The organism is Alienimonas sp. DA493 (assembly GCF_043951915.1).
Lineage (GTDB): Bacteria > Planctomycetota > Planctomycetia > Planctomycetales > Planctomycetaceae > Alienimonas.
Genome location: NZ_JBINJD010000005.1, coordinates 25,608 through 45,895, shown reverse-complemented (window position 1 = coordinate 45,895; position 20,288 = coordinate 25,608). Strand labels below are relative to the sequence as shown.

Annotated in this window: 13 protein-coding genes; 5 read left to right on the top strand and 8 right to left on the bottom strand. The window is 71.2% G+C overall.

The genetic code is table 11. From position 1 onward, the window contains the following. Window positions 1–86 precede the first annotated feature (86 nt). A complete protein-coding gene (locus ACG2DA_RS01440; protein WP_395253677.1) occupies window positions 87–962 on the top strand; it encodes a dienelactone hydrolase family protein in 876 nt (291 codons plus the stop codon). A gap of 34 nt (window positions 963–996) precedes the next feature. Here ACG2DA_RS01440 and ACG2DA_RS01435 read toward each other — a convergent pair whose 3' ends face one another. Beyond that, window positions 997–2,577 carry an arylsulfatase gene (locus ACG2DA_RS01435; RefSeq protein WP_395253676.1) on the bottom strand — a complete coding sequence of 527 codons (1,581 nt, stop codon included), beginning with the start codon at window positions 2,575–2,577 and terminating at the stop codon, window positions 997–999. Window positions 2,578–2,744: 167 nt separating this feature from the next. Here ACG2DA_RS01435 and ACG2DA_RS01430 point away from each other — a divergent pair, with 167 nt between their 5' ends. After that, entirely contained in the window at window positions 2,745–6,314 is a 3,570-nt protein-coding gene (locus ACG2DA_RS01430; protein WP_395253675.1) for an alpha/beta hydrolase family protein, read from the top strand. Window positions 6,315–6,402: 88 nt separating this feature from the next. Here the strand turns inward: ACG2DA_RS01430 and ACG2DA_RS01425 are convergent, their stop codons facing one another. Beyond that, on the bottom strand, window positions 6,403–6,888 hold the full coding sequence (locus tag ACG2DA_RS01425) for an HD domain-containing protein (RefSeq protein ID WP_395253674.1): 486 nt from the start codon (window positions 6,886–6,888) through the stop codon (window positions 6,403–6,405). 147 nt (window positions 6,889–7,035) lie between these two features. Between ACG2DA_RS01425 and ACG2DA_RS01420 the strand changes: the two genes are divergently transcribed. Together ACG2DA_RS01420 and ACG2DA_RS01415 are read left to right on the top strand one after the other, a co-directional pair. Next, window positions 7,036–8,334, top strand: coding sequence for a class I SAM-dependent methyltransferase (locus ACG2DA_RS01420; RefSeq protein ID WP_395253673.1), 1,299 nt, complete (start codon window positions 7,036–7,038; stop codon window positions 8,332–8,334). A gap of 212 nt (window positions 8,335–8,546) precedes the next feature. Beyond that, entirely contained in the window at window positions 8,547–9,539 is a 993-nt protein-coding gene (locus ACG2DA_RS01415) for a hypothetical protein (RefSeq protein ID WP_395253672.1), read from the top strand. Between the two features lie 121 nt (window positions 9,540–9,660). Here ACG2DA_RS01415 and ACG2DA_RS01410 read toward each other — a convergent pair whose 3' ends face one another. The 3 genes from ACG2DA_RS01410 to ACG2DA_RS01400 all read right to left on the bottom strand — a co-directional run bounded on the left by ACG2DA_RS01410 (window position 9,661) and on the right by ACG2DA_RS01400 (window position 13,013). After that, window positions 9,661–10,800 (bottom strand): exo-alpha-sialidase, encoded by a 1,140-nt coding sequence (locus tag ACG2DA_RS01410; RefSeq protein WP_395253671.1) that lies wholly within the window; start codon window positions 10,798–10,800, stop codon window positions 9,661–9,663. Between the two features lie 40 nt (window positions 10,801–10,840). Then, complete coding sequence (locus ACG2DA_RS01405) at window positions 10,841–12,064, bottom strand: right-handed parallel beta-helix repeat-containing protein (protein ID WP_395253670.1); 1,224 nt, start codon at window positions 12,062–12,064, stop codon at window positions 10,841–10,843. A 130-nt stretch (window positions 12,065–12,194) separates the two neighbouring features. Then, a complete protein-coding gene (locus tag ACG2DA_RS01400; protein WP_395253669.1) occupies window positions 12,195–13,013 on the bottom strand; it encodes a phosphatase PAP2 family protein in 819 nt (272 codons plus the stop codon). 253 nt (window positions 13,014–13,266) lie between these two features. Between ACG2DA_RS01400 and ACG2DA_RS01395 the strand changes: the two genes are divergently transcribed. After that, entirely contained in the window at window positions 13,267–14,586 is a 1,320-nt protein-coding gene (locus ACG2DA_RS01395; RefSeq protein ID WP_395253668.1) for a Gfo/Idh/MocA family protein, read from the top strand. A gap of 22 nt (window positions 14,587–14,608) precedes the next feature. On the opposite strand, the gene ACG2DA_RS01390 is transcribed toward ACG2DA_RS01395, so the two are convergent. From ACG2DA_RS01390 to ACG2DA_RS01380, 3 genes are all read right to left on the bottom strand, one after another. Then, entirely contained in the window at window positions 14,609–15,739 is a 1,131-nt protein-coding gene (locus ACG2DA_RS01390; protein WP_395253667.1) for a DUF6807 family protein, read from the bottom strand. Window positions 15,740–15,823: 84 nt separating this feature from the next. Continuing rightward, window positions 15,824–18,829 (bottom strand): TolC family protein, encoded by a 3,006-nt coding sequence (locus tag ACG2DA_RS01385; RefSeq protein WP_395253666.1) that lies wholly within the window; start codon window positions 18,827–18,829, stop codon window positions 15,824–15,826. 143 nt (window positions 18,830–18,972) lie between these two features. Continuing rightward, window positions 18,973–20,019, bottom strand: a complete 1,047-nt coding sequence (locus ACG2DA_RS01380; RefSeq protein ID WP_395253665.1) for a MarR family transcriptional regulator — start codon at window positions 20,017–20,019, stop codon at window positions 18,973–18,975. Window positions 20,020–20,288: the final 269 nt, after the last annotated feature.

Below are 20,288 nucleotides of genomic sequence, written 5' to 3'. Positions count from 1 at the left end.
CCGCCGCGTCCCCGTCTCCCGAACCCACGGGGCCCGAACCCGTCGATCCCGCTGTCCGGCCGCCGGCCTCGGCGTACGACCAGCGGTTGCTGGATCTGTACGACGATCTCGCCCACAGCCGCATCGACCGCCGCACCTTCACCCGCAAGGCCGCCGCGTTCGTGGCGGCGGGCGTGGGCACCGAGGCCCTGCTGAACGCGCTGGCCCCGAACTACGCCCTCGCCCAGCAAGTCAAACCGGACGACCCCCGGATCAAAACGGAGTACGTCACCTACAAGTCGCCCCAGGGCGGCGGGGAGATCCGCGGGTTGCTCGCCCAGCCGTCCAAGGGGGCCGGGGCCGGGGTGGAGGCGAAGCTTCCCGCCGTGCTGGTGATTCATGAGAACCGCGGGTTGAACCCGTATATCGAGGACGTGGCCCGCCGGCTGGCGGTCGCGGGGTTCGTCGCCCTGGCCCCGGACGCCCTCACCCCGCTGGGCGGCTACCCCGGCAACGACGACGAGGGCCGGGCGATGCAGCGGAAACGCGACGGCGAGGAGATGACCCAGGATTTCATCGCCGCCGCCCGGTGGCTCGACAAATACCCCCGTTCGACCGGCAAGGTGGGCGTCGTGGGCTTCTGCTTCGGCGGGGGCATGGCGAACACGCTGGCGGTCCGCATTCCGGACGTGATCGACGCCGCCGTCCCCTACTACGGCCGCCAACCGGACGCGGAGGACGTCTCGAAGATCGAGTCGCCGATCCAAATTCATAACGCCGGGCTGGACGAGCGGATTCTCGCCGGCGCCGCGGCCTACGAAGCGGCCCTGGAAAAGGCCGGCGTGCCGTTCGAGTCATACGTCTACGAGGGCGCCAACCACGGCTTCCACAACGACACCACCCCCCGTTACGACGCCGAAGACGCGAAGCTGGCCTGGGAGCGGACGATCGCCTTCTTCAACAAACACTTGAAGACCGCCTGAGCCGGCCGCGGGCCGGGGCCGGCTCCCGCGGCGCTCAGGGGGCGTCGCGGGGGACGGCGGCGGCGGCGTAGGCGGCGGGGGCGATCCAGTGCAGATCGTCCCAGTGGCCGGTGTCGTTCGGCTGCGGCGCCCCGGGGGTCGTGCGGCCGCGGGTCACGATCTCCGTGATCGACCGCGTCAGTTCGGCGACCCGGTCCGGGAACTCCGCGGCGCGGTCCGTGGTCTCGGCGGGGTCGTCGGTCAGGTTGTAGAGTTCGGCGGCGTGTCGGTCGTCGCCCAGGATCAGCTTCCAATCGCCGTCGGTGACGGCGTAGCGGTAATCGCCCCCGCCGTTGCCGTGGGTGACGAGGGGCAGGCGGTCGAAGTCGGCGGACGGATCGGTCAGCACGGGGGCGAAGCTCTGGCTGTCCTCGCCGGCGTCGTCCGGCAGCGGGGCGCCGACGATCTCCGCGAGCGTCGCCAGCAAGTCCACCTGGCCGATCGGCCCGTCCCAGGTGCGGCCCGGCTCGGCGATCCCCGCCGGCCAGCGGACGAAGAACGGCACCCGGTGGCCGCCCTCATACACGCTCCGCTTCCCTCCGCGGAAGCCGCCGCGGCTGTCGTGTCCGTAGTTTTCGATCCGCCCCTTCCACGAGTTCTCCGGGCCGTTGTCGCTGGTGAACACGATCAGCGTGTTCTCGTCCAGCCCCTCGTCCTCCAGAAAGGTCAAGATGCGGCCGACGTGGTGGTCCGTTTCAATCACGAACTCGCCGTAGGCGCCGGCCTCCCCGCGGCCGTGGAACTCCGGCCGCGGGCAGACCGGATAATGCGGCGAGGTGTACGGCAGGTACAGGAAGAACGGCGTGCCGTCGCGGGCCTCCGCGGCCTGCCGGCCCATCCACTCGATCGCCTTGTCGGTGAACCGCACGAGGCATTCGTTATCGATAAAGTCGGGGGCGACTTCCAGTTTCTGCCCCCGCGGCGCGTCGGCCGGGGTTTCGGCGTAGGGCGGGCGGATGCGGTAGTCGACGTACCGCGGGTTCGGCTTCTTCGCCGTATAAAGCGTCGGCGGGACGGCGGCGCGGCGGCCCTCGAACCAGGCCAACACCCCGTAGTTCAACGACGCCGGCACGCCGTAAAAATAATCGAACCCCTTGTCCAGCGGCATGTCGAGCGTCGGCCGCGACCAATCGCGGGCGCCCCGCTCGCCGGGGAAGTCCATCCCCAGATGCCACTTGCCGACCATCGCCGTCTTATATCCCCGCGACTTCAACAGCGAGGCGAGCGTCATCCGGCCGTCTTCGATCAGCCCCTTCCGCTCCGCCCCGAACACGCCCCGCTTCAGGATCGTTCGCCACGGGAGGCGGCCGGTCAGCAGCGCGTACCGGGACGGCGTGCAGACGGAATCGGCGCTGTGCGCGTGGGTGAACGACACTCCCTCGGCGGCGAGCCGGTCGAGGTGCGGCGTCTCGAACTTCGCCTCCGGGTTGAGGGCGCCGGCGTCGCCGAAGCCTTGGTCGTCCGTATAAATAATCACCACGTTCGGGGCCGCCGCGACCGCGGCGCCGGTCGCCGCGAACAGGCAGGACAGGGCGGCCGACCAGAACGGTCCGTTGAGGCCGGTGCGCGACGACATTCGATCAATCCTGGCGAAACTGCATGCGGGACGTCGTGAAGCTTCGGGCGGCCCCTTGGCGCCGTCAACGACGGCCGGTCCGGGGGAAGCGCCGGCCGTCAGCGGCGAACGGGGGCGGGCGGAGCCATACTGGGGGCGCCGCGTTCCGCTCCGTTGCCGCTCGACTCATGCTTCGACCGCTTCCGCCGCTGCCCGTCGCCCTTCTCGCGGCGATCGCCCTGTCGACGACCGCGGCCCGCGGGGACGACCGACCGGCGGATACGTTCCCGCCGCTCAAGAACGGGCGGGCCCCCGCGACCTTCAAGGAACTGTGGGCCGGCTTCGACCCGTGGGCCGAACCGCTGGAGGTCGAAACGTTGCGGGAGTGGGAGGAGGAGGGCGTCGCGATGAAGGTGGTGCGGTTCCGCGTCGGCGTGTTCAAAGGGGAAAAGGCGACGCTCGCAGCGGTGTACGGCGCTCCGGCCGACTTGGCGGCGGGCGAGACGGTCCCCGGCTTGGTGCAGATCCACGGCGGCGGGCAGTACGCGGACGAGAAGGCCTGTCTGACGAACGCCCGCCGGGGCTACGCCACGGTGTCGATCGCCTGGGCAGGACGAATCTCCGCCCGGGATTACCGCGTCGGGCCGGACGAGGTGCGGCTGTTCTGGGACGGGCGGACGGACGATCCGGCCTATCGCGTCACGACCGATTGGGGGGCCGTCGACGGCTACCACGCCCCCGGCCGCAACCCGGGCAACGCGTTTCCCAGCGCCGAGCCGGCGGCCTGGACGCTGGACGCGGTCGAATCGCCGCGGAACAGCGGTTGGTTCCTCGCCGCGACCGCCGCCCGTCGGGCGTTGACGTATTTAGAGAGCCGCCCCGAGGTCGACGCCGGCCGCCTCGGCGTCTACGGCCATTCGATGGGCGGGAAACTCACGGTGATGACCGCCGTCGACGACCGCGTGAAAGCCGCGGCGCCCTCTTGCGGCGGGATCAGCGACCGGGACAACGCCAGCCCGCTGTTCCGGGCCACACTGGGCGACGACGCGAGTCTAAAACACGTCGAATGTCCGATTTTCTTCCTCAGCCCCGCGAACGACTTCCACGGCCGTATCGGCGATCTGCCGCGGGCGATCTCGGAAATCGGCTCGGACGAATGGCGGGCGACCTGCTCGCCGCACCGCAACCACCAGGACGCCCCGGAGTACGAAGTCGCCACGCAATTGTGGTTCGACGAACATCTCAAAGGCGCGTTCGTCACGCCGGAGACGCCGCGGACGATCCTCGACCTCACCGCCGCCGGCGGGACGCCGACGCTGACCGTCGAGCCGGACCGCTCGCGGACGATCCTCGCGGTCGACGTATATTACACGCAGGACGGCAAGCCGGACGAGACGCCCGCGGACCGCGACGACGTGGTGCACCGCTACTGGCGCCACGCCGAGGCGGTCGAAACGGCCGGCCGCTGGACGGCCCCGCTGCCGCTCGCCTCGACGGACGCCCCGCTGTGGGCGTACGCCAACGTATTATACGCGCTGGACGAGCCGGTGACCGGCGCCGGGTATTATTACGGAACGTACACGACGGACCGCTTCAACCTGTCGTCGCTGTTGACGGTCGCCTCCCCGGAGAGCCTACGGGAGAACGGCGTGAGGCCCACGCTGGCCCGTCCCGCGGCCCCCGGGCCGGTCGCCGTCGAGACGTTCGAGCCGGGCTGGGAGCGGGAGTGGTTCACGAACGCGCCCGAACGCTGGGGCCGCACGACGAACAAACTCTCGGACGAGATCTACGCGGCGCCGGCGGGAGCGCGGCTGACGCTCGACGTACGGTCCGAACGGGCGAACGAGTTGGTGGTCCGGCTCGACGACCACGTCGCCGTCGTCCCGGTCCGCCCGACCGACGGCGGATGGCAGACGGCGTCGCTGTCGCCGGGCGATTTCCAAACCGTCGACGGCGAGGCGTTGGCCGGCTGGAGCGGCGTACGACAATTGGAGCTCAACGAGACCGCGCGATTGCGAGGCCCCCGCGGCGGCGCCCGCTCGTCCCGCGTCTTCGGTCGGGCGTGGCAGGGGGCGCCGCCCCGCTTTCGCAACCTCCGCTGGGAAGTCCCGGAGGCGCCGGAGGCGGAGGCGGCGCCGCCGAGGGACGGTTCCGCTCTGCTGGACGTCTTCCCCCCGCCGACGGCGACCGTGGCCGCGGAGCGTCGCGGCGAGACGCGGTTCGTTGAAACGTTCACGGCCACCGACCCGGCCCTCTGGGACGAGCGCCTCGACGAGCATGCGGTCTTTCACCTGGAGATGCGGCACGACCAGCGGCCGGAGAATTCATTCCGGTTGCGGCTCGGCCGCGGCGGGCAGATTTATTCGTTGCAGGGGCCGTTCGGGGAGAGCGTGCCGCCGTCCTGGCGGGCGCCGGGCGGCAAGCTCTCGCCCTGGAACGACGAGGTTTGGCAGTTCGTCGCCGTCTGCACGCGCTATAACGGCCTCGCCGCGGTCGAGAAGGCCGGCGACGTCCCCCCCGCCTTCGCCCGGGCCCTGCGGAACAGCGGGTATTCGGACACCTTCTTCATTCATAACTCCGGCGCCTACGTCCCCGGGGACGTAGGCGCGCCCTCGCTGTACTGCCCGCTGCTGGCGGCGGACTACGACGAAGACACGCGAACGGCCCGGATGTTGAACTGGGGGCTCGTGCCGCAACTCAAGACGATTCACCGCTCGCCGTTATTATATTACACGCAGGTGCGGGACGCGGGCGACGGCGTGATCGAGCTGACGTGGGTCGTGCATCACTTCGGCGACCGGGAGGACGTGGTGTTCGACCACCTGAACGCCCCCTGGGGCGGCACGCGGGTCAGCAGTTTGCCGGTGCGGCGCGTCAGTTCGCCGACGGGCGAACTGCTGCGACGGGAGGGGCTCCTCAGCGAGCACGGCACGATCGACGTCCGGAAAACGGGCGGCTGGAACCTGTCCAGCGCCTCCGAGGCCGCCGACAGCCCCAGCCTGGCGCTGGTGTTCGGGCGCGACAAACATCTTGAAGAGGAACTCGCCCGCCGCGACGCCGGCGAACCGTACGTTCAATTCAGGCATTCGCTGTACCGCGACTGGCGCGCCAGCGAGCCGCTGTATGAGACGCGCTGGAGAGACTGGGCCGAGCGTCCGGCCAACTCGTTCCGCAACTACGACGTGTGCGAGATCATCCCGAAACTGCGCATCGTGCCGGACTCGACCATCTGGTTTCGCAGCTACCTGGTCGTCGGTTCGAGGGACGAGGTGAGGCGGCAGGCCGCCGAGTTGGCGGCGCATGTGGATTACGGCCTGCTGCGATTCCCGCGGGAATCGACAGTTCGCACGACCGTTTCCCTGCCGCATCGCAACGTCGCCCCCGCCGCCGCGTTCGAGCTGTATGCCAAGCCGGTTCCGGGCTCCCGGCCGCTGTTTCTCATCGCGAACCGCACAACGGGGGAGGAGGTCGTCACCGCCGACCCGTATGCGTTCGTCGAGTCGGAACCGCTGTCGCTCAACCTGCCGGCGGAGCACCCCCACGCGGATTATTTCGCCGAGGCGCGCGGCTACTCCCTCGCGGAGCGTCACAGCGATTGGCGGGCGCTGCTCGGCTACGCCCTGGTCGAGCGGCCGAAGGAACCCGGCTGGCGACCGTTGTCGCAGGCGCTGCGGGGGGACCGGCTCCCGAAAATGGGGGGAGGGCGTCGCGACCTCTGGGTGTACGTCGGCCCGCAGGAGGACGCGTCGCCGCGGTGAGACGCGTTCCCGCACATCGGTCAGACCGCAGCGTGCGACATGGGAGCCGGAGCCTACGCCGACCCGCGCGCGGCGACCGTCCCGGCGGTTACGCGGCGGCCATGCGGCGGCGGTATTCGGCCTCGTCGATCCGCCTCGTGAGGAATTGATAGGCGAGGGCGTACTTCCGCATGCGGTCGAAGTCCTCCGCCTCCCGGCCCTCCCGGAATATCGTGCGGCTCTGCAGGGTGTTGTCGTGCAGGTCCGCCAGCTTGACCCGCCGGGCGATCGGGGCGGCGGCGAGGGCGACGACGTAGTCCGCGTAGGACTGCTCCGGCCCGTGGGTGAGGAGTTCCAGCGCGACGAGGACCCGCTCCGAAAACCCCTCCGCCCGCAGGTCGTCGAAGGTCACGTCGCTGTCCTCGACCACGTCGTGCAGCACGGCGACGGTCTGGGCGTCCAGATCGTCCGGGTCCTGCTCCGCGATGCGGCCGGCCGCCCGCAGGGGGTGGGTGAGGTAGGGGCGGCCGCCCTTGTCCCGCTGTCCGGCGTGGGCGCGGGCGGCGATTTCGACGGCTTTCTCGAAGGTGGCCACGGGGCGGGCTGCGTTGGGGGCTGCATTGGGGGCGGGGGCCGAGACGGACGCCGTGCAGCCTAACGACTCGCCCCGATCCGCGATGGGCGCGGCGGACGAAACGCTCTATAGACGGTCGCCCCCCACCGCTCGCGCCGCCGCTCGCCGATGTTCCCGCTCTCCCACCTGCTCAGCCGGTTCGTCCAGGCCGGAACCCTGACCGTGTTCGACGCCGATGGCGGGACGCACGTGTTCGGGGGGAAGGAGCCCGGACCGGCCGTCGCCTTCCGGCTGCACGACCGCAAACTGTATCGCACGCTGTTCCTCAAGGCGGACCCGGGGCTGGGCGAGGCCTATATGAACGGCACGCTGACGTTCGGCGGCCCCGACGGCGGCCCCGGCCCCAACGGCGAGGCGGCGGGCGTCGACGGCCTGCGGGATTTCCTGCGCCTGTTCAACGTGAACCGCTTCGCCTTCGTCGATCACCCGTTGCAGAAAACGCTCAAGCGGTTCTCCAAGGCGGTGAAGAAGGTTCGGCAATACAACCCGGTCGGGACGGCTCAGAAGAACGTCGCCCACCATTACGATCTCTCTCGGGAACTATACGAACTGTTCCTCGACGAGGACCTGCAATACAGCTGCGCGATTTTCGCCCACGAGGGGCAGTCTTTAGAGGACGCCCAGCGGAATAAAAAGCGGCACATCGCCGCCAAGCTGGCCCTCGCCCCCGGCCAGCGGGTGTTGGACATCGGCTGCGGGTGGGGCGGGCTGGCGCTGTATCTGGCGAAGGAGCACGACGTGCGCGTGACGGGGGTCACGCTGTCCGTCGAGCAGCACCGCGTCGCCTGCGAGCGAGCGGAGAAACTCGGGCTAAGCGACAAGGTCGAGTTCTTATTGAAGGACTACCGCGAATTGGACGGGCCGTTCGATCGGATCGCCTCCGTGGGAATGTTCGAGCACGTCGGGGTGGGCCACTACGCGGAGTTCTTCGCCAAGGTGAAGAGCCTGCTGACGCCGGACGGGGCGGCGCTGGTGCACTCCATCGGCCGCTGCACCCCGCCCAGCAGCACCGGGCCGTGGCTGCGGAAATATATCTTCCCGGGCGGCTATTCGCCGTCGCTCTCGGAGGTGTTCACCCACACGGAGCAGGCCCGACTATGGGTCACGGACGTGGAGATCCTGCGGCTCCACTACGCCAAAACCCTGCGGGCGTGGGCGGACCGCTTCGCCGCGAACCGGGCGAAGGTCGCGGAGTTGTACGACGAACGCTTCTGCCGCATGTGGGAGTTTTATCTCGTCTGCTGCGAGATGGCCTTCGCGGAGGGCAACGCCCTGGTGTTCCAGATGCAACTCGCCCGGGACCGGGCCGCCCTGCCGCTGACGCGGGATTATATGTACGCCGGCGCCCCGTCCGCGGAGGCCGCCGCGGCGGACGAGAACGGCGAGGCCGTCCGCCTCGCCGCCTGATACACCGTTCCGAAACCTGATCGCCCGCCAACCCGAAGCGTGAGCGAGGGCGTTCCGCTTTGCGGACAGGGCGGCGCCGGCCTCCCTCGCTGACGCTTCGGGTTCGTGTTGAAGCGGCGTTCCGGCCCGCAGGACGGCGCCGCAGGTGTGGCGCCGGGGGGCGAACGTTAACGTGTTCGCCGATCCGTTCCCGCGCCCGCCGGTGCCGACTCATGCTCTGCCGCGTTTTCCTCTCCGCGGCCCTGGCCGCGTTGTTGTCCGTTCCCGTCGCCCCCGCGGCGGAACCGGCCGACGCCGGGGAGCAATGGGTCGCCGTGGGGTACGGCGGGCGGCGGATGATCTCCGAGGACGGAAAGCATTGGACGATCACCGAGGAGTGGGCCGTCGACGGCAAGGACGACTCCAATAATCTAATGGGGATCGCCCGCGGGCAGGGCAAGTACGTCGTCGTGGGCGGCGGCGGGTGGAGCCGCGACACGCAGGCCGGGCACATTCTCGTCTCCGAGGACGGTCGCACCTGGCGCGAGGTTTATCAAGCCCCGAACCGCGTGAATCCGATCGTATTCGGCCCCAACGTCGACGAGAACGGCCGGTTCGTCGCCGGCGGTCCGAACCGCACGCTGCTGTGGTCGGACGACGGCGAAACCTGGCACGAGGGCGCCGCGATCCCCGCCGACGACTTCCCCGGCTGGGCGATGTGGTTCCGCCACGGGGCCTACGGCAACGGCACGTTCGTCTTCCTGGGCGAGGGCGGGAAGAACAAGGAGTTTTATTGGGCCGTCAACTCGAAGGACGGGGCCGAGGCCCGCTTTCGCCGCGATCTGCCGCATTTGAAGGGGCTGGCCTTCGGGGCCGGCCGGTTCGTGGCCGTCGGCCCCGGGGTGATCGCCGCCTCCGAGGACGGCTGGAACTGGACGACCCGGCAGCGCCCGGAAGCGGATAAGTTCAGCTGGATCGTCTGGACCGGCGAGCAATTCCTCATCGGCGGCGGCACACAGAGTTATTCCTCCGCCGACGGCCTCGCCTGGGCGCCGCACCCCCTCAAACCCCGCGGGAAGTTGGTATGGTCCGACGGCGCGCGGTTCATCTCCACCGGCTGGCCCGGGAAGATGTTTTATTCCGAAGACGGGACGAAGTGGGAGCAGGCCCCGGAGCTGACGCCCAACGGCATTAACAAGGTCCTCCGCGGCCCCGCGGCGGAGTAGCGGACCGCCAAGGCAATAACCCGAAGCGTCAGCGAGGGCCGACCGCGAAGCGGTCGCAGGTCGCGTCGACGTCCCTCGCTGACGCTTTGGGTTGGTATTGAAGGTGCGACGGGTTCCGCCGTCAGTCGGCGACCTGAAACGTCGTCCAACGGACGGTTTCGTAGGGCGACTTGTCCCCCGCTTCGTACAGCAGCCCGACGCGGCCGCCGCCGAGATCGACCAGCGCCGAGTACGCCGACGGCCCCGCCGTGATGACGCCGGCCCGGTCCCACGCCGGCAGCGGGTCGTCCGAATTGAGCAGCGGTTCGACGGGGGCGGAAAGGACGCTCAGCCCCCGCCGCGGGCCGGGGTCGGGGATGAGGGAGAGCAGCACGCGGCCCTCGGCGACCGCCAGCCCCGCCTGGCAGGGCGGGCAGTCCAACTCAGATCGGGCCGCGGTCTCCGGCCAGGTCGCCCCGCCGTCCGTGGAGCGGGCGAACAGCCGCCGCCCGCCGGACTGGTCGCGGATCGACATCAATAACTCGCCGTTCGGCAGCGCCGCGACGGTCGTTTCGTTCGCCCCGGTCGGGCCGATCGGGGCGGTGTGGGTCCACGTGGCGCCGCCGTCGTCGGAATAAATTGCGTGCGACTTGTATCCCGGCATGCCGTTCGCCGGGTCGGAGTGGTTCGCGGAGACGATCAGCCGGCCCGAGGGCAGCACGACGCCGGCGCTGCCGGGGCCGGTGGCGTACCACCGCCAGCCGTCGGCCCGCACGGTGTCGCTAATCTCCCGCGGCGACGCCCAGGTCATGTCGTCGACCGTCAGCCGCGTATAAAAAGTCCGCCGCGGCGGGGCCTCGCCGGACAGCACGCGGCGTTCGTGATCGGTCGCGCCGCTGGTCGTATAGATCAAGTGCACGACGCCCCGCGGCGGGTCCGGCAGGAACACCGGGTTGCCGGCGGTGCCGTCGCCGTTCTCGGCGATCACGGTCGACGGCGACCAGGTCGCCCCGCCGTCGGCGCTGGTGCGGAGGACGGTGCGGATCTCCCCGGAGTCCGACAGCGTCGCCCGCTCCTCGCAGGCCGCCAATAAGAGTCCGTGGTCGGACCCGTCGTCGTACCGGCAGACCGCCGGAATGCGGTACGCCAGTTCGCCCGTCGTCCACAGGTCGACCGGAGCGGCGAGGTGCGTGAACGCCGGGGCCGTCGGGGCGGGGGGCTCGTCGGCGCCGGCGGGCGCCGCGAGCAGCAGGAGCGCGGCCGGGAGAAACGGGCGGAGCATGACGTCGGGACGAAAGGGGGAACGCGAACGGGGGCGGCCGTCACTCCGTGGCGGCGTCGGCATTGGCATCGGCGTCGGCCGGCGGGTCGAAGACGGCGTTCTGTTCCATCACCACGTCGCGGGGGGCGTCGCCGCGGAAGTCCGTCGCGGGGGCGCTCAGGCCGCTGAACAGGTTGCCGACGACGACCAACTCTTTCGGCGAGACCGCGACCATCCCGCCGGCCGCCCGGTCGTTCGGGGCTCGCCTCACCTGGCCGTCGCCGAGATAACTGTCGGAGAAATTATTGCCGGACACGGTGATCCGTCCGCTGCCCTCGCCGATCCGCAGGGCGTCGCCCCGCATGATGGTGAAGGTGTTGGCGCTCACGGCGCAGCCGTGGGCGTCGATCAGATTTACGCCGGCGCCGTTGTGGGCGATCACGTTCGCGGAGACCGTGATGCCGTAGCAGTCCCGGTCCAGCGTGACCGCGGCGGCGGCGCACTCCTCAATCATATTGCCGCTTAAAACGCTGCCGTAGGTGTTCTCGATGACGACCCCGCGGCCGAGGTGGTCGTCGAGGTTGTTGCCGTTCATGCAGAGGTTGTAGGCGTCCGTGCAGAGGACGGCGTCCTGGTTCTCCTCGAAGTGATTGGCGGAGACGACAATGTCGTGGCAGCCGATGATATTCAGACCCGCGGCCTTGTTATAGGTGAACAGACAGTCGGCGACGCGGGGATCTTCGTAGCAATAATCCAGCCGCACGCCGTCGCCGCCGTGCTCGGAGACGGACAGACCGTGCAGAAAAATTTCGTTGATTTGAATCGCGTGCACGCCGGGGCCGCTGGCCGGGTTGCCGGTGACGCGGAAGTCAGTCAGCTCCACCCGCCAGAGTTTGTCCGCTTTTTTGACGTCGATCCCGTCCGGGTGGGAGAGCAGCAGGGCCGGCTCGCCGGTTTTATTGTCGTTAATAATGTGCGTGGCGGGGCCGGCGCCGACGATCCGCACGTCGCCGCGGGCCAGCCGCAGGGGCGATTCGATGCGAAACTCCCCAGGCGGCAGCCGGACAACGCCGCCCTCGGCCGGGATCGCGTCGAAGGCCGCCTGCAGGGAGGGGAAGTTCTTCGCGAGGATCTCCTCCCGGGCGCCGGGCAGTTCGGGGCCGTCCGCGACGAGGACCGGGCCGTCCTGGGCGGCCGCCGGGTCGAGCCGGGCGCCGGGGAGGGCGAATGCGGCGAGGCCGGCCAGCGCGAGGGCGGCGACGGCGAGCGGCGGCGAGAGCGACATGGCGGCGGTCTTCCTGCGAGGCGAAGGCGACCGTGCATCCTGCCGCCCCGTCGATCCGCCGCAACCGCGGCCGGAGCGGGGCTCCCCGTCCTCCCCCCGCCCGCCGCGACGAACGCCGCCCGCGCGTCCGTCAGGCCGTCGGTTTGCCCGCGGCGGCGTCGGCCGTTGGGGTGCCGGCGGCCGGGGCGGGGGCCTCGTCCGCCAGGAGGACGTCGTCGTCCGCCTCCTCCTCGTCCAGGTCGACCTCGGTGGAGCGGTCGATCCACCGCAGGGCCAGCCAACTGGCGGCGGCCCAGGTGGCGCCGAACGTCCAGCCGGCCAGCACGTCGGTCGGCCAGTGCACGCCGAGGTACACCCGGCTGGAGCCGATCAGCAGGGTGAGCAGCGTCGCCCCCAGCACGAAGGAGATCTTGCCCTTTTTGCTGGGCTGAGCCCGCGCCGCCAGCCAACCCAGCGTGAGGAACACCACCGCCGACATCGCCGAGTGCCCGCTGGGAAAGCTGCGGGTGAACACCTGCGTTTCGTGGGGCACCAGATCCGGCCGGGGGCGGTCGAAGCCGACCTTCATCAACCAGCTGACGAACGTGCCGAGGACGATCGCCGCCAGCGTCGCCGCCGCCAGCTTCTTGCGTCCGATCATCGCCAGGTGGCCCAGCGCCGCGATTGTGAACAGCGACAGGACCGCGACGCTGCCGATCGCGGTCACGTCCCGGGCCATCTCCTCAAACCAGTGCGGGCCGATCGGGTCGCTGTGGTCGTCGGCGTGCCGGAGGGACAGCAGCACGGTGCGGTCGACCGCGGTGCTGTCGCCCTCGGTGACGGCGTCCGCCAGTTGAACGAATCCGAACGTGCCGGCCGCCACGCCCAACACCAGCAGCGCCGTGGTGAGTTCGTGCTGGAACACCCAGCGGATCGCTCGGAAGCACAGGCGTTGCAGGCGCTTCCACATGACTCGGGGCGGCTCCGGAACGAAACGGGGCGGAGCAGGGTAGCCGACCGCCGCCGCCACGCGGAGCGACCGAACGTCGCGGGGGCGGCCCCACCCCCGGCCCCTCCCGCGACGGCTGGCCGTCGCCGGGGCGGACGATCTCGCCGGCCCGGCGCCGCCGGGCGGGTTCCGGGAACGAGCGACGGGGCGAAACGGATTTCGTACGGTCGAGGGCCGTGTGCCCCGTTCCGTTCGTTCCTCCCCCGCCGGTCCGATGACGCCGCCGCTCTCCCGCCGCCAGTTCGTGCAAACCTCCTCCGCGGCCGCCGCCGGCGCCTCGCTGGCCGTCCCGGCGGTCGCCCGGGACGAAGCGGGCGCCGCGGCCGCCGGCGGGCGGCCGGTGCGGGTCGCGGTGATGGGGCTGGGCCGCGGCCTGGCGCTGGCGAAGGCGTTCTCCGGCCTGCCGAACGTGACGGTCGCCGCGGTCTGCGACGTGGACGCCAGCCGGCTCAACCGCGGGGTGAAGGACGTGACGGCGATGTCCGACGCCCCGCCGAAAGCCGCCACGGACGTGCGGGAGGTGCTCGCCGACCCGACGATCGACGCCCTGCTGGTCGCGGCGCCGAACTTCTGGCACACCCCCGCGGCTCTGATGGCGCTGGAGGCCGGCAAGCACGCCTACGTGGAGAAGCCCTGTTCGCACACCCCCGCCGAGGGCGAACGGCTGGCGGCCGCCGCGAAGAAAACCGGACTCTGCGTGCAGCACGGCACCCAGCGCCGCAGCGCCCCGCCGATCCTGGAGGGGATGGAATTGGTCCGCGGCGGGGGGATCGGCGACGTCTATCTGGCCCGCGCCTGGTACGCCAACGGCCGCGGCCCGGTGAACCTGGACGCCCCGACCGACCCGCCGCCCTCCCTGAACTACGACCTGTGGCAGGGCCCCGTCCCGCGGGCGCCGTACCGCCCGGGGATGATCCCCTACAACTGGCACTGGTTCTGGAACTACGGCAACGGGGAGCTGGGCAACAACGGCGTGCACGCGCTGGACCTCGCCCGGTGGGGGCTCGACGCGGAGTTCCCGGACTCCGTCTTCTGCGCCGCCGGCCGCTACGCCTGGGACGACGACCAGCAGACGCCCGACACCGCCCAGTGCGCCTGGACCTTCCCCGGCGGCAAGCAGATGACCTGGGAGGGGCTGTCCTGCAACAAGCTCGGCGTGATGGGCGACGGCTTCGGCGTGACCTTCCACGGCACGGAGGGCTCCGTGCAGCTGACCAGCGGCGGCTACCGGTCGTTCGACCGGCAGGGCAAGGAGACGAAGCGCAGCGCCAACGTCGACTTCGGCGAGATGGACGCCGCCCACGCCGCGAACTTCGTCGCCGCGATCCGGGCGGACGACCCCGGCCTGCTGCACGCCCCGGCGGACGTCGCCCACCGCAGCACGCTGCCCTGCCACCTCGGCAACATCGCCCACCGGGTCGGCCGCCGGCTGACCTGCGACCCGGCGACCGGCCGCATTCTCAACGACGACGAGGCGACCGCCCTGTGGGACCGCGACTACGCCGACGGCTGGGAACCCGCCGTGCCGGCCTGACCGCCGCCGGCCTGACCCGTCCTCAGTCGCCCGCGGCCCGGTCGGCCGGCGTCGGGAGGGCGGGGACGATCTCGTAGGCTGTGTGCGGCCGGGAAGATTTCCGCACTGCCGGCGCCGGTCGGGCGAGGAACGCCTCGTAGCGGACCGCCGCGGCCTCCGCCGCGTACGGCCCGGGGTGCACGTGCAACAGATACCGCAACCGCAGCGGCTCCTCCGCAGAGACTTCCCGGGGCCCCGTCCGGCAGAGCGACGGGCCGATCCAGCCGTCCGCCCGCACGTGCCAGCGGGTCGGTTCGCCGGCGGGTTCGTCGCTTTCGTCCCCGTCCGCGGCGGGGCGGTTGGCGGGGTGGTCGAAGACGGTCACGCCGTGCGGTTCGAACCGGAAGCCGTCGCCGCGGCCGACGGGGACGGGGCCGCTGTAGTCCACCCAGCGGGCCGGGTTGCCGAAGATTGCCGCCTCCCCCGTGCGGCCGGCGTCGTCGGTGAGTTGTCCGGCGCCGAAATGTGCGGACACGCTCTCAGCGACCCGCACGCCGAGCAGCCCGAAGTTCGTCTCCCCCAGGGTGATCGGCCCGCCGACATCCGGCCCGTCCTCGCCCGGCCCGTCCTCGCCCGGCCTGAAGGCGACGGTCAGTTCGAGTTCGTAGCCGCCCTCGTTCAGGGCGGAGCCGAGCGGACGGAGGGCTGTGACGAGTTCCTGCGTCAGGACCGTGCGGCCGTCGGCGTCGACCCAGGCGATGCGGCAGGCCATGCGGCCCTCGCCGAGGCCGCTTTCGAGGGCGAGCCATTCGGTCTGCCGCACGGCGACGTTGGGGTCGTTCTCCCAGAAGTTCCGCCCGTCCACGTCCCGGTGGGCGAACCAGACGCCGCGGTGATGATCGTGATTGGGGGCGCCGGGGTGCCCCATCCGCACCAGCGAGCCGGCCCCCGGCGCGGCGGTCGGCGCCGTGAGGGGATAGAAGAACGGCCGCCCGCCGGCCCCGCCGGGATGCCAGCGGGTCGCCTCCACGCCGCGAACCCGGAAGGAGACCGCGCCCCCCGGCACCGGTTCGAGCTGCACGTACGCCGCCGCCGGGCCGGCCGCGGCGGGGGGCGCGTCGGCGGGGGCCGGCAGGCCGGCGAGGGCGGCGGCGACCGCGAGGGCGACGGGCATCGGGGACTCTCCACGGAAACGGGGCGGGGCAGGGTGCCGCGCCCCGTTCCCGCCCCGCAACCCGCCGCCGTGACGCCGCCGCCGTTACTCGGAGGGCACGAGTTCCGGCTCGGCCGGCTCCGGGGCGTCCTCGCCGGGGGTGAGGACGCGGAGGTTCTCCTGGAGGTAGAACTCGTCCCGCCACAGCCCCTCCGGGCCGACGACCATCAGACCCATGTCCCGATGGATCGCCACGCGGGCCGATTCGTAGTTCACGTAGGTGGAGATGAGGTCGTTGGAACTGCCCAGCAGACTGCTCAGGGCGTTGAGCAGGTCGAACTGGCTGCCGCCGCCGCCGGGGCCGAACTGCCGTTCGACGGCGTTGTCGAACTGCACGGCGGCGATGCGGACCGCCTGCCGGGTCGTTTCAAAGTTCTGCTTGAGCACCGCGAGCTGCCGCCATGCGGTGCGGACGTCCGCCCGGACGGCGTCCTCGGCGGCGATGAAGTCCCGGCGGGCCCGCTGGTAATCGATCAGCGCCGCCCGGTAGGCGTTGCGTTCCTGCACGCGGTCCAGCGGGGTGTCGAACTCCACGCCGACGTTGAAGTCGCTGTCGTCGAGGCGGAAGTCCAGCGGGTTCGTGCTGCCGTCGGCGTTGAACAGCGGCTGAGTGCGAAAGTTGCCGTTCGCGGTGAGGTTCAGCACGCCCTGCAGCGCGTTGGCGGCGAGTTCCAGTTGCCGGCGGGCGTCCGTGACGGCGGCCCGCTGGTTCATCAGGTCCAGCCGGTTCTCCAGCGCCAGTTGCACGGCGGCCTCCAGCGGCAGGTCGAACGGATTGAGCGCGAGCTGCTCCACCCGCAAGCCCGTCTGCACGACCTCCGCCCCGCGGGCGTCCCGCAGGAGGTCCTCCCGCAGCGTGCCCACGAGGTCCGCCGCCCGCGCCTTGGTCCGGGCCGTGACGTTCGGGGCGTTCAGCTCGGCCAACACTTCCGTCAGCTGCGTGGTTCGGCGGTCCAGACCGCGGAGCAGCGTGTTCAGCGTGAGTTCGTCCCGGTCCAGGTCGCGGCTGAAGCGGGCCTGCTGCAGTTCGTCCAGCTCGCTGAGGCGTTGCTCCTCGAAGCTGCGGACGTTTTCCAAATCGGTTTCCAGCAGGTCCCGCACCACCGCCCGGGTGCGTTCGTTGAGTTCCGCCAGGCCGCGGACGACCTCCGCGATCGCCTCCGCGGGAATCGCCTCGGCGGCGGCGAGGGTCTCCTCGTCCGACCCGATCAGGTTCAGGGCGGCCCATTCCGCGACGAACTCCTCCACGACCTGCTCGTTGGCGATCAGGTCCGCGTCGATCAGCTGGAACGGCTGCAGGAAGGACTCGTCCAGCGTGACGACCATGTCCGGGGGCAGGCCGAGGTACAGCTTGTAGCTGTCCAGGTTGTCCTGCAGGGAGGCCTCCGCCTGCCGCAGCCGGGTGATGAGGTTGACCAGGTTGCTTTCCAGCTGCGAGGCGGCCAGCGTGACCGGGTCGGTGCGGATCTGGGCAATCGCCTCCGCGGCGGCGTCGCGGAACAGCGGGTCGTCGGAGAGCTCCAGCAGGGCCTGCTCCTCCGCCTCGGTGATGCCGTCGACCACCTCCAACAGCCCCAGCGAGGGGTTGTAGCGGGCGACGCCCTCCAGCGGGCCGGTGAACGGAATGTTGATCTGCACCGGCTCGCCGGCCCGCAGCCGCTCCTCGACGGTGGGGACCTCCTCGCCGGGCTCCGCGAAGCGGCTTCCGGGACGGGCCAGGATGTCCGCCGGCACGTCGTCGATCACGTCGTCCGGCAGCCGGGCCAGCGGCACCGGGAACTTGGGCGGCCGCTGCCGGTCCAGTTCGCGGCGGAGTTGCAACAACTGCTCCGTCCGGCGGATGTTGTCCCGCAGGTTGTTGATCGTCTGCACCTGGGTGAGCAGCCCCAGATACCCCCCGCCCGGTCCGGCGGTGGCGGCGTCCGCGAAGAACGTCTTGCGGAACCGGGCCAGTTCCCGGATCGCGTACAGCAGGTTCCGCTCCGACTGGGTGAGGGCTTCCAGCGTGACCTTCCGCCCGGCGCCGCGGAGCAGCGGCTGGACCAGCGAGTAGCTGATCAGGCTGGCGCTGGCGCTGTCCGCCCCGCCGCCGAACACGTACAGCGTGTTGTTCGTCAGTTCGATCGCCCACTGTCCGCCGGCGGGCAGCAGCCGGGAGATCCCGAAGTTCGAGGTGACGGTGCTGGTGTCCGCCAGCGGCCGCCGCAGGTATTCGTCCTGGAAGTTCACGCCCGGCGGGTTCCCGCCCAGCCCCAGGAACCGCACGTCGAAGCGGAACCGCTCGAACGACAGGGCCAGCGCCGCCAGATAGACGTCCTCCAGGATCGTCTGGTACTCCCGGTTGTGGATGTACGCCAGCTCGATCGCCCCCGGCAGGGTGAGGTTGTGCACCGCCGGCAGGAACGGGTTGCCGGAGTCCAAATCGGACCCGCCGACGTCCTCGGTCGGCTCCAGTCCGGCAAATTCGCCCTCGTCCGGCACGACGGTGGCGTCCACGTCCCCGGCGCGGAACCGCTCCGGTCCCCGCCCGGCCTCGTCCGGCGGGACCGGACGCCGCAGCGGGGCGGTCTCCTCGGGATCGATCAGCCCGGTCTGAAAGCCGGCCTGCCGCACGCCGCCCTCGGCGTCGGCGTCGCCGTGGTGGGCGGCCCACGCGGCGTTCAGCCCGGCCCGCGTCAGGCCGAACCGCTCCAACCACAGCGGGTTTTCGATGAACGGCGTGTAGCCGTACGTCTCGTGCCAGTCGTCGTCCCCCTTGATCCGGCCGAAATCGCCCATCCGGTCCATGAACCGGTTCGCCGCGGGGTCGTCCGGCGGAACCGGCTCGCAGTCCGGGTGATTCGGGTCGAAGAACCGGCTGCGGGGGTCCGGGATAATGTCCAGCCGCGGCGGGGCCCAGCGGGGGTCCTGGCTCTTCTCCCAGGCCAGCCCGTAGGCCTCGGCGTCGGCGTTCTGACGCCAGAACGCCTTGCCGCAGCCGATCGGCAGACAAACCGTCGCCGCCAGCAGGGCGAACCCGCAGGCCCGCCGGCCCCGGAACGGGGGCCTCACGGCGGGGGCGCCCGGGGGGCACGCAAACCGGCGGCGGTCACGGCGGTAGGTCATCGGCGGGCGAGGCGGAGGCGGGCAGCGAAAGAGTCCCCGGGAGTCGGTTGATCCCCGGGGACTCTCAGGATTGAGTCAAAAAGCGTCCGTCAGGCGACTTTGCGGCGTCGGCCGGCGTCGGCGTCGGTCTGCTGCACGCCTTCCAGCAGGCGGCTGAGGGCTTCGCACAGCCCGTCCCGCTCCTCGTGGGAGAGGGCGACGCACAGTTCCTTGGCGGCTTCGGCCCGGGCGGCCTCGGCCTGTTCCAAGGCCTCGCGGCCCTGGTCGGTCAGCAGCAGGACCCGCTTGCGGCGGTCGCTCTTGGGGTGCAGGCGGTAGACCAGCTTGCCGGTCCGCATCCGCTCCACCAACGTGCTCACGCTGCTCTCGCACTGGCCCAGGGCGGCGGCGAGCTTCGCCTGGGTGCACCCTTCCGGGGCGCTGTCCTGCACGACCCGCAGGGCCATGTAGCGGGCGTCGGTCATCTTCATCCCGGCGAACCGGGCGTCGAGCACGCCTCGCACCCGGTGGCCGAGCTTCATCAGCGTGTCCAGCACGCGGTTGGCGGCGGCGTCGGCCGGGGAGAGTTCCGGGGTCGGCACCTCCCGGGTCGGGCCGATGCTCCCGGCGATCTGGGCGTATTCCTCCCGCGGACCGGCCGGGGCGGCGGGGTGGGGCTGGGAGGCGAAGCGGTGCTCCGCCGGGATCGTCGCCGGGCCGGTCGGGCGGGCGGCCTGCGTCGGAGCGGCGGGCCGGGCCGGCTGCGGCGCCGGGGCGGCCGGACGGGCGAACGGCACCACCGGGGGGTGCTCCACCCGCTCGCCGTGCGAAGCGGTCGGCTGGCCGGAGCCCTGCGGGCTGTAGGGCGAGCCGCTGACCACCGCTCCGCGACCGGCGGTGACGGCGGCGACCGCCGGGCCGGTGAAGTAGGAGGACTGCGGGCTGTTCGCCGGCAGGGAGGTCACCGCCCCGGAGGGACGGCTGAACGCCGGGGAGCTCGACGCCGGCTTGCCGGACACGGAGGCGGGCGGCACGGTCACCGGCCGCGGCGGGTGCGGCGGGGCGGCGGCCCGGGCGGCGGCGGAGATCGGCGGGTGTTCGACATGGCCGCTGGCGTGGGGGACGGCGGCGGGATCGTTGGGGGTCGCGGGCGGCATGGGGGACTTTCGCTCGTCCTCGAAGTCGTCCGATCGTCGGCGCCCGAACTGACGGGCCGGAAGGATCGGGAGTGGTGGGGGCGCGAACCGCCCGCACACCCGGTATCGGCCGTTCGTCCGCGCCGCATGAGCCGACTTTGCCGATTCTTCCGACGAAGCCCGATTCGCTCCCGAACCCCTTCAGTTCTCGTCCCGGGCCGCGTTGGTTCCGGCCCGCGTCCGCCCCGGGTCGTCGCGGAGCCAACCGGGGCGGCCGGGCGGGCCGAAGC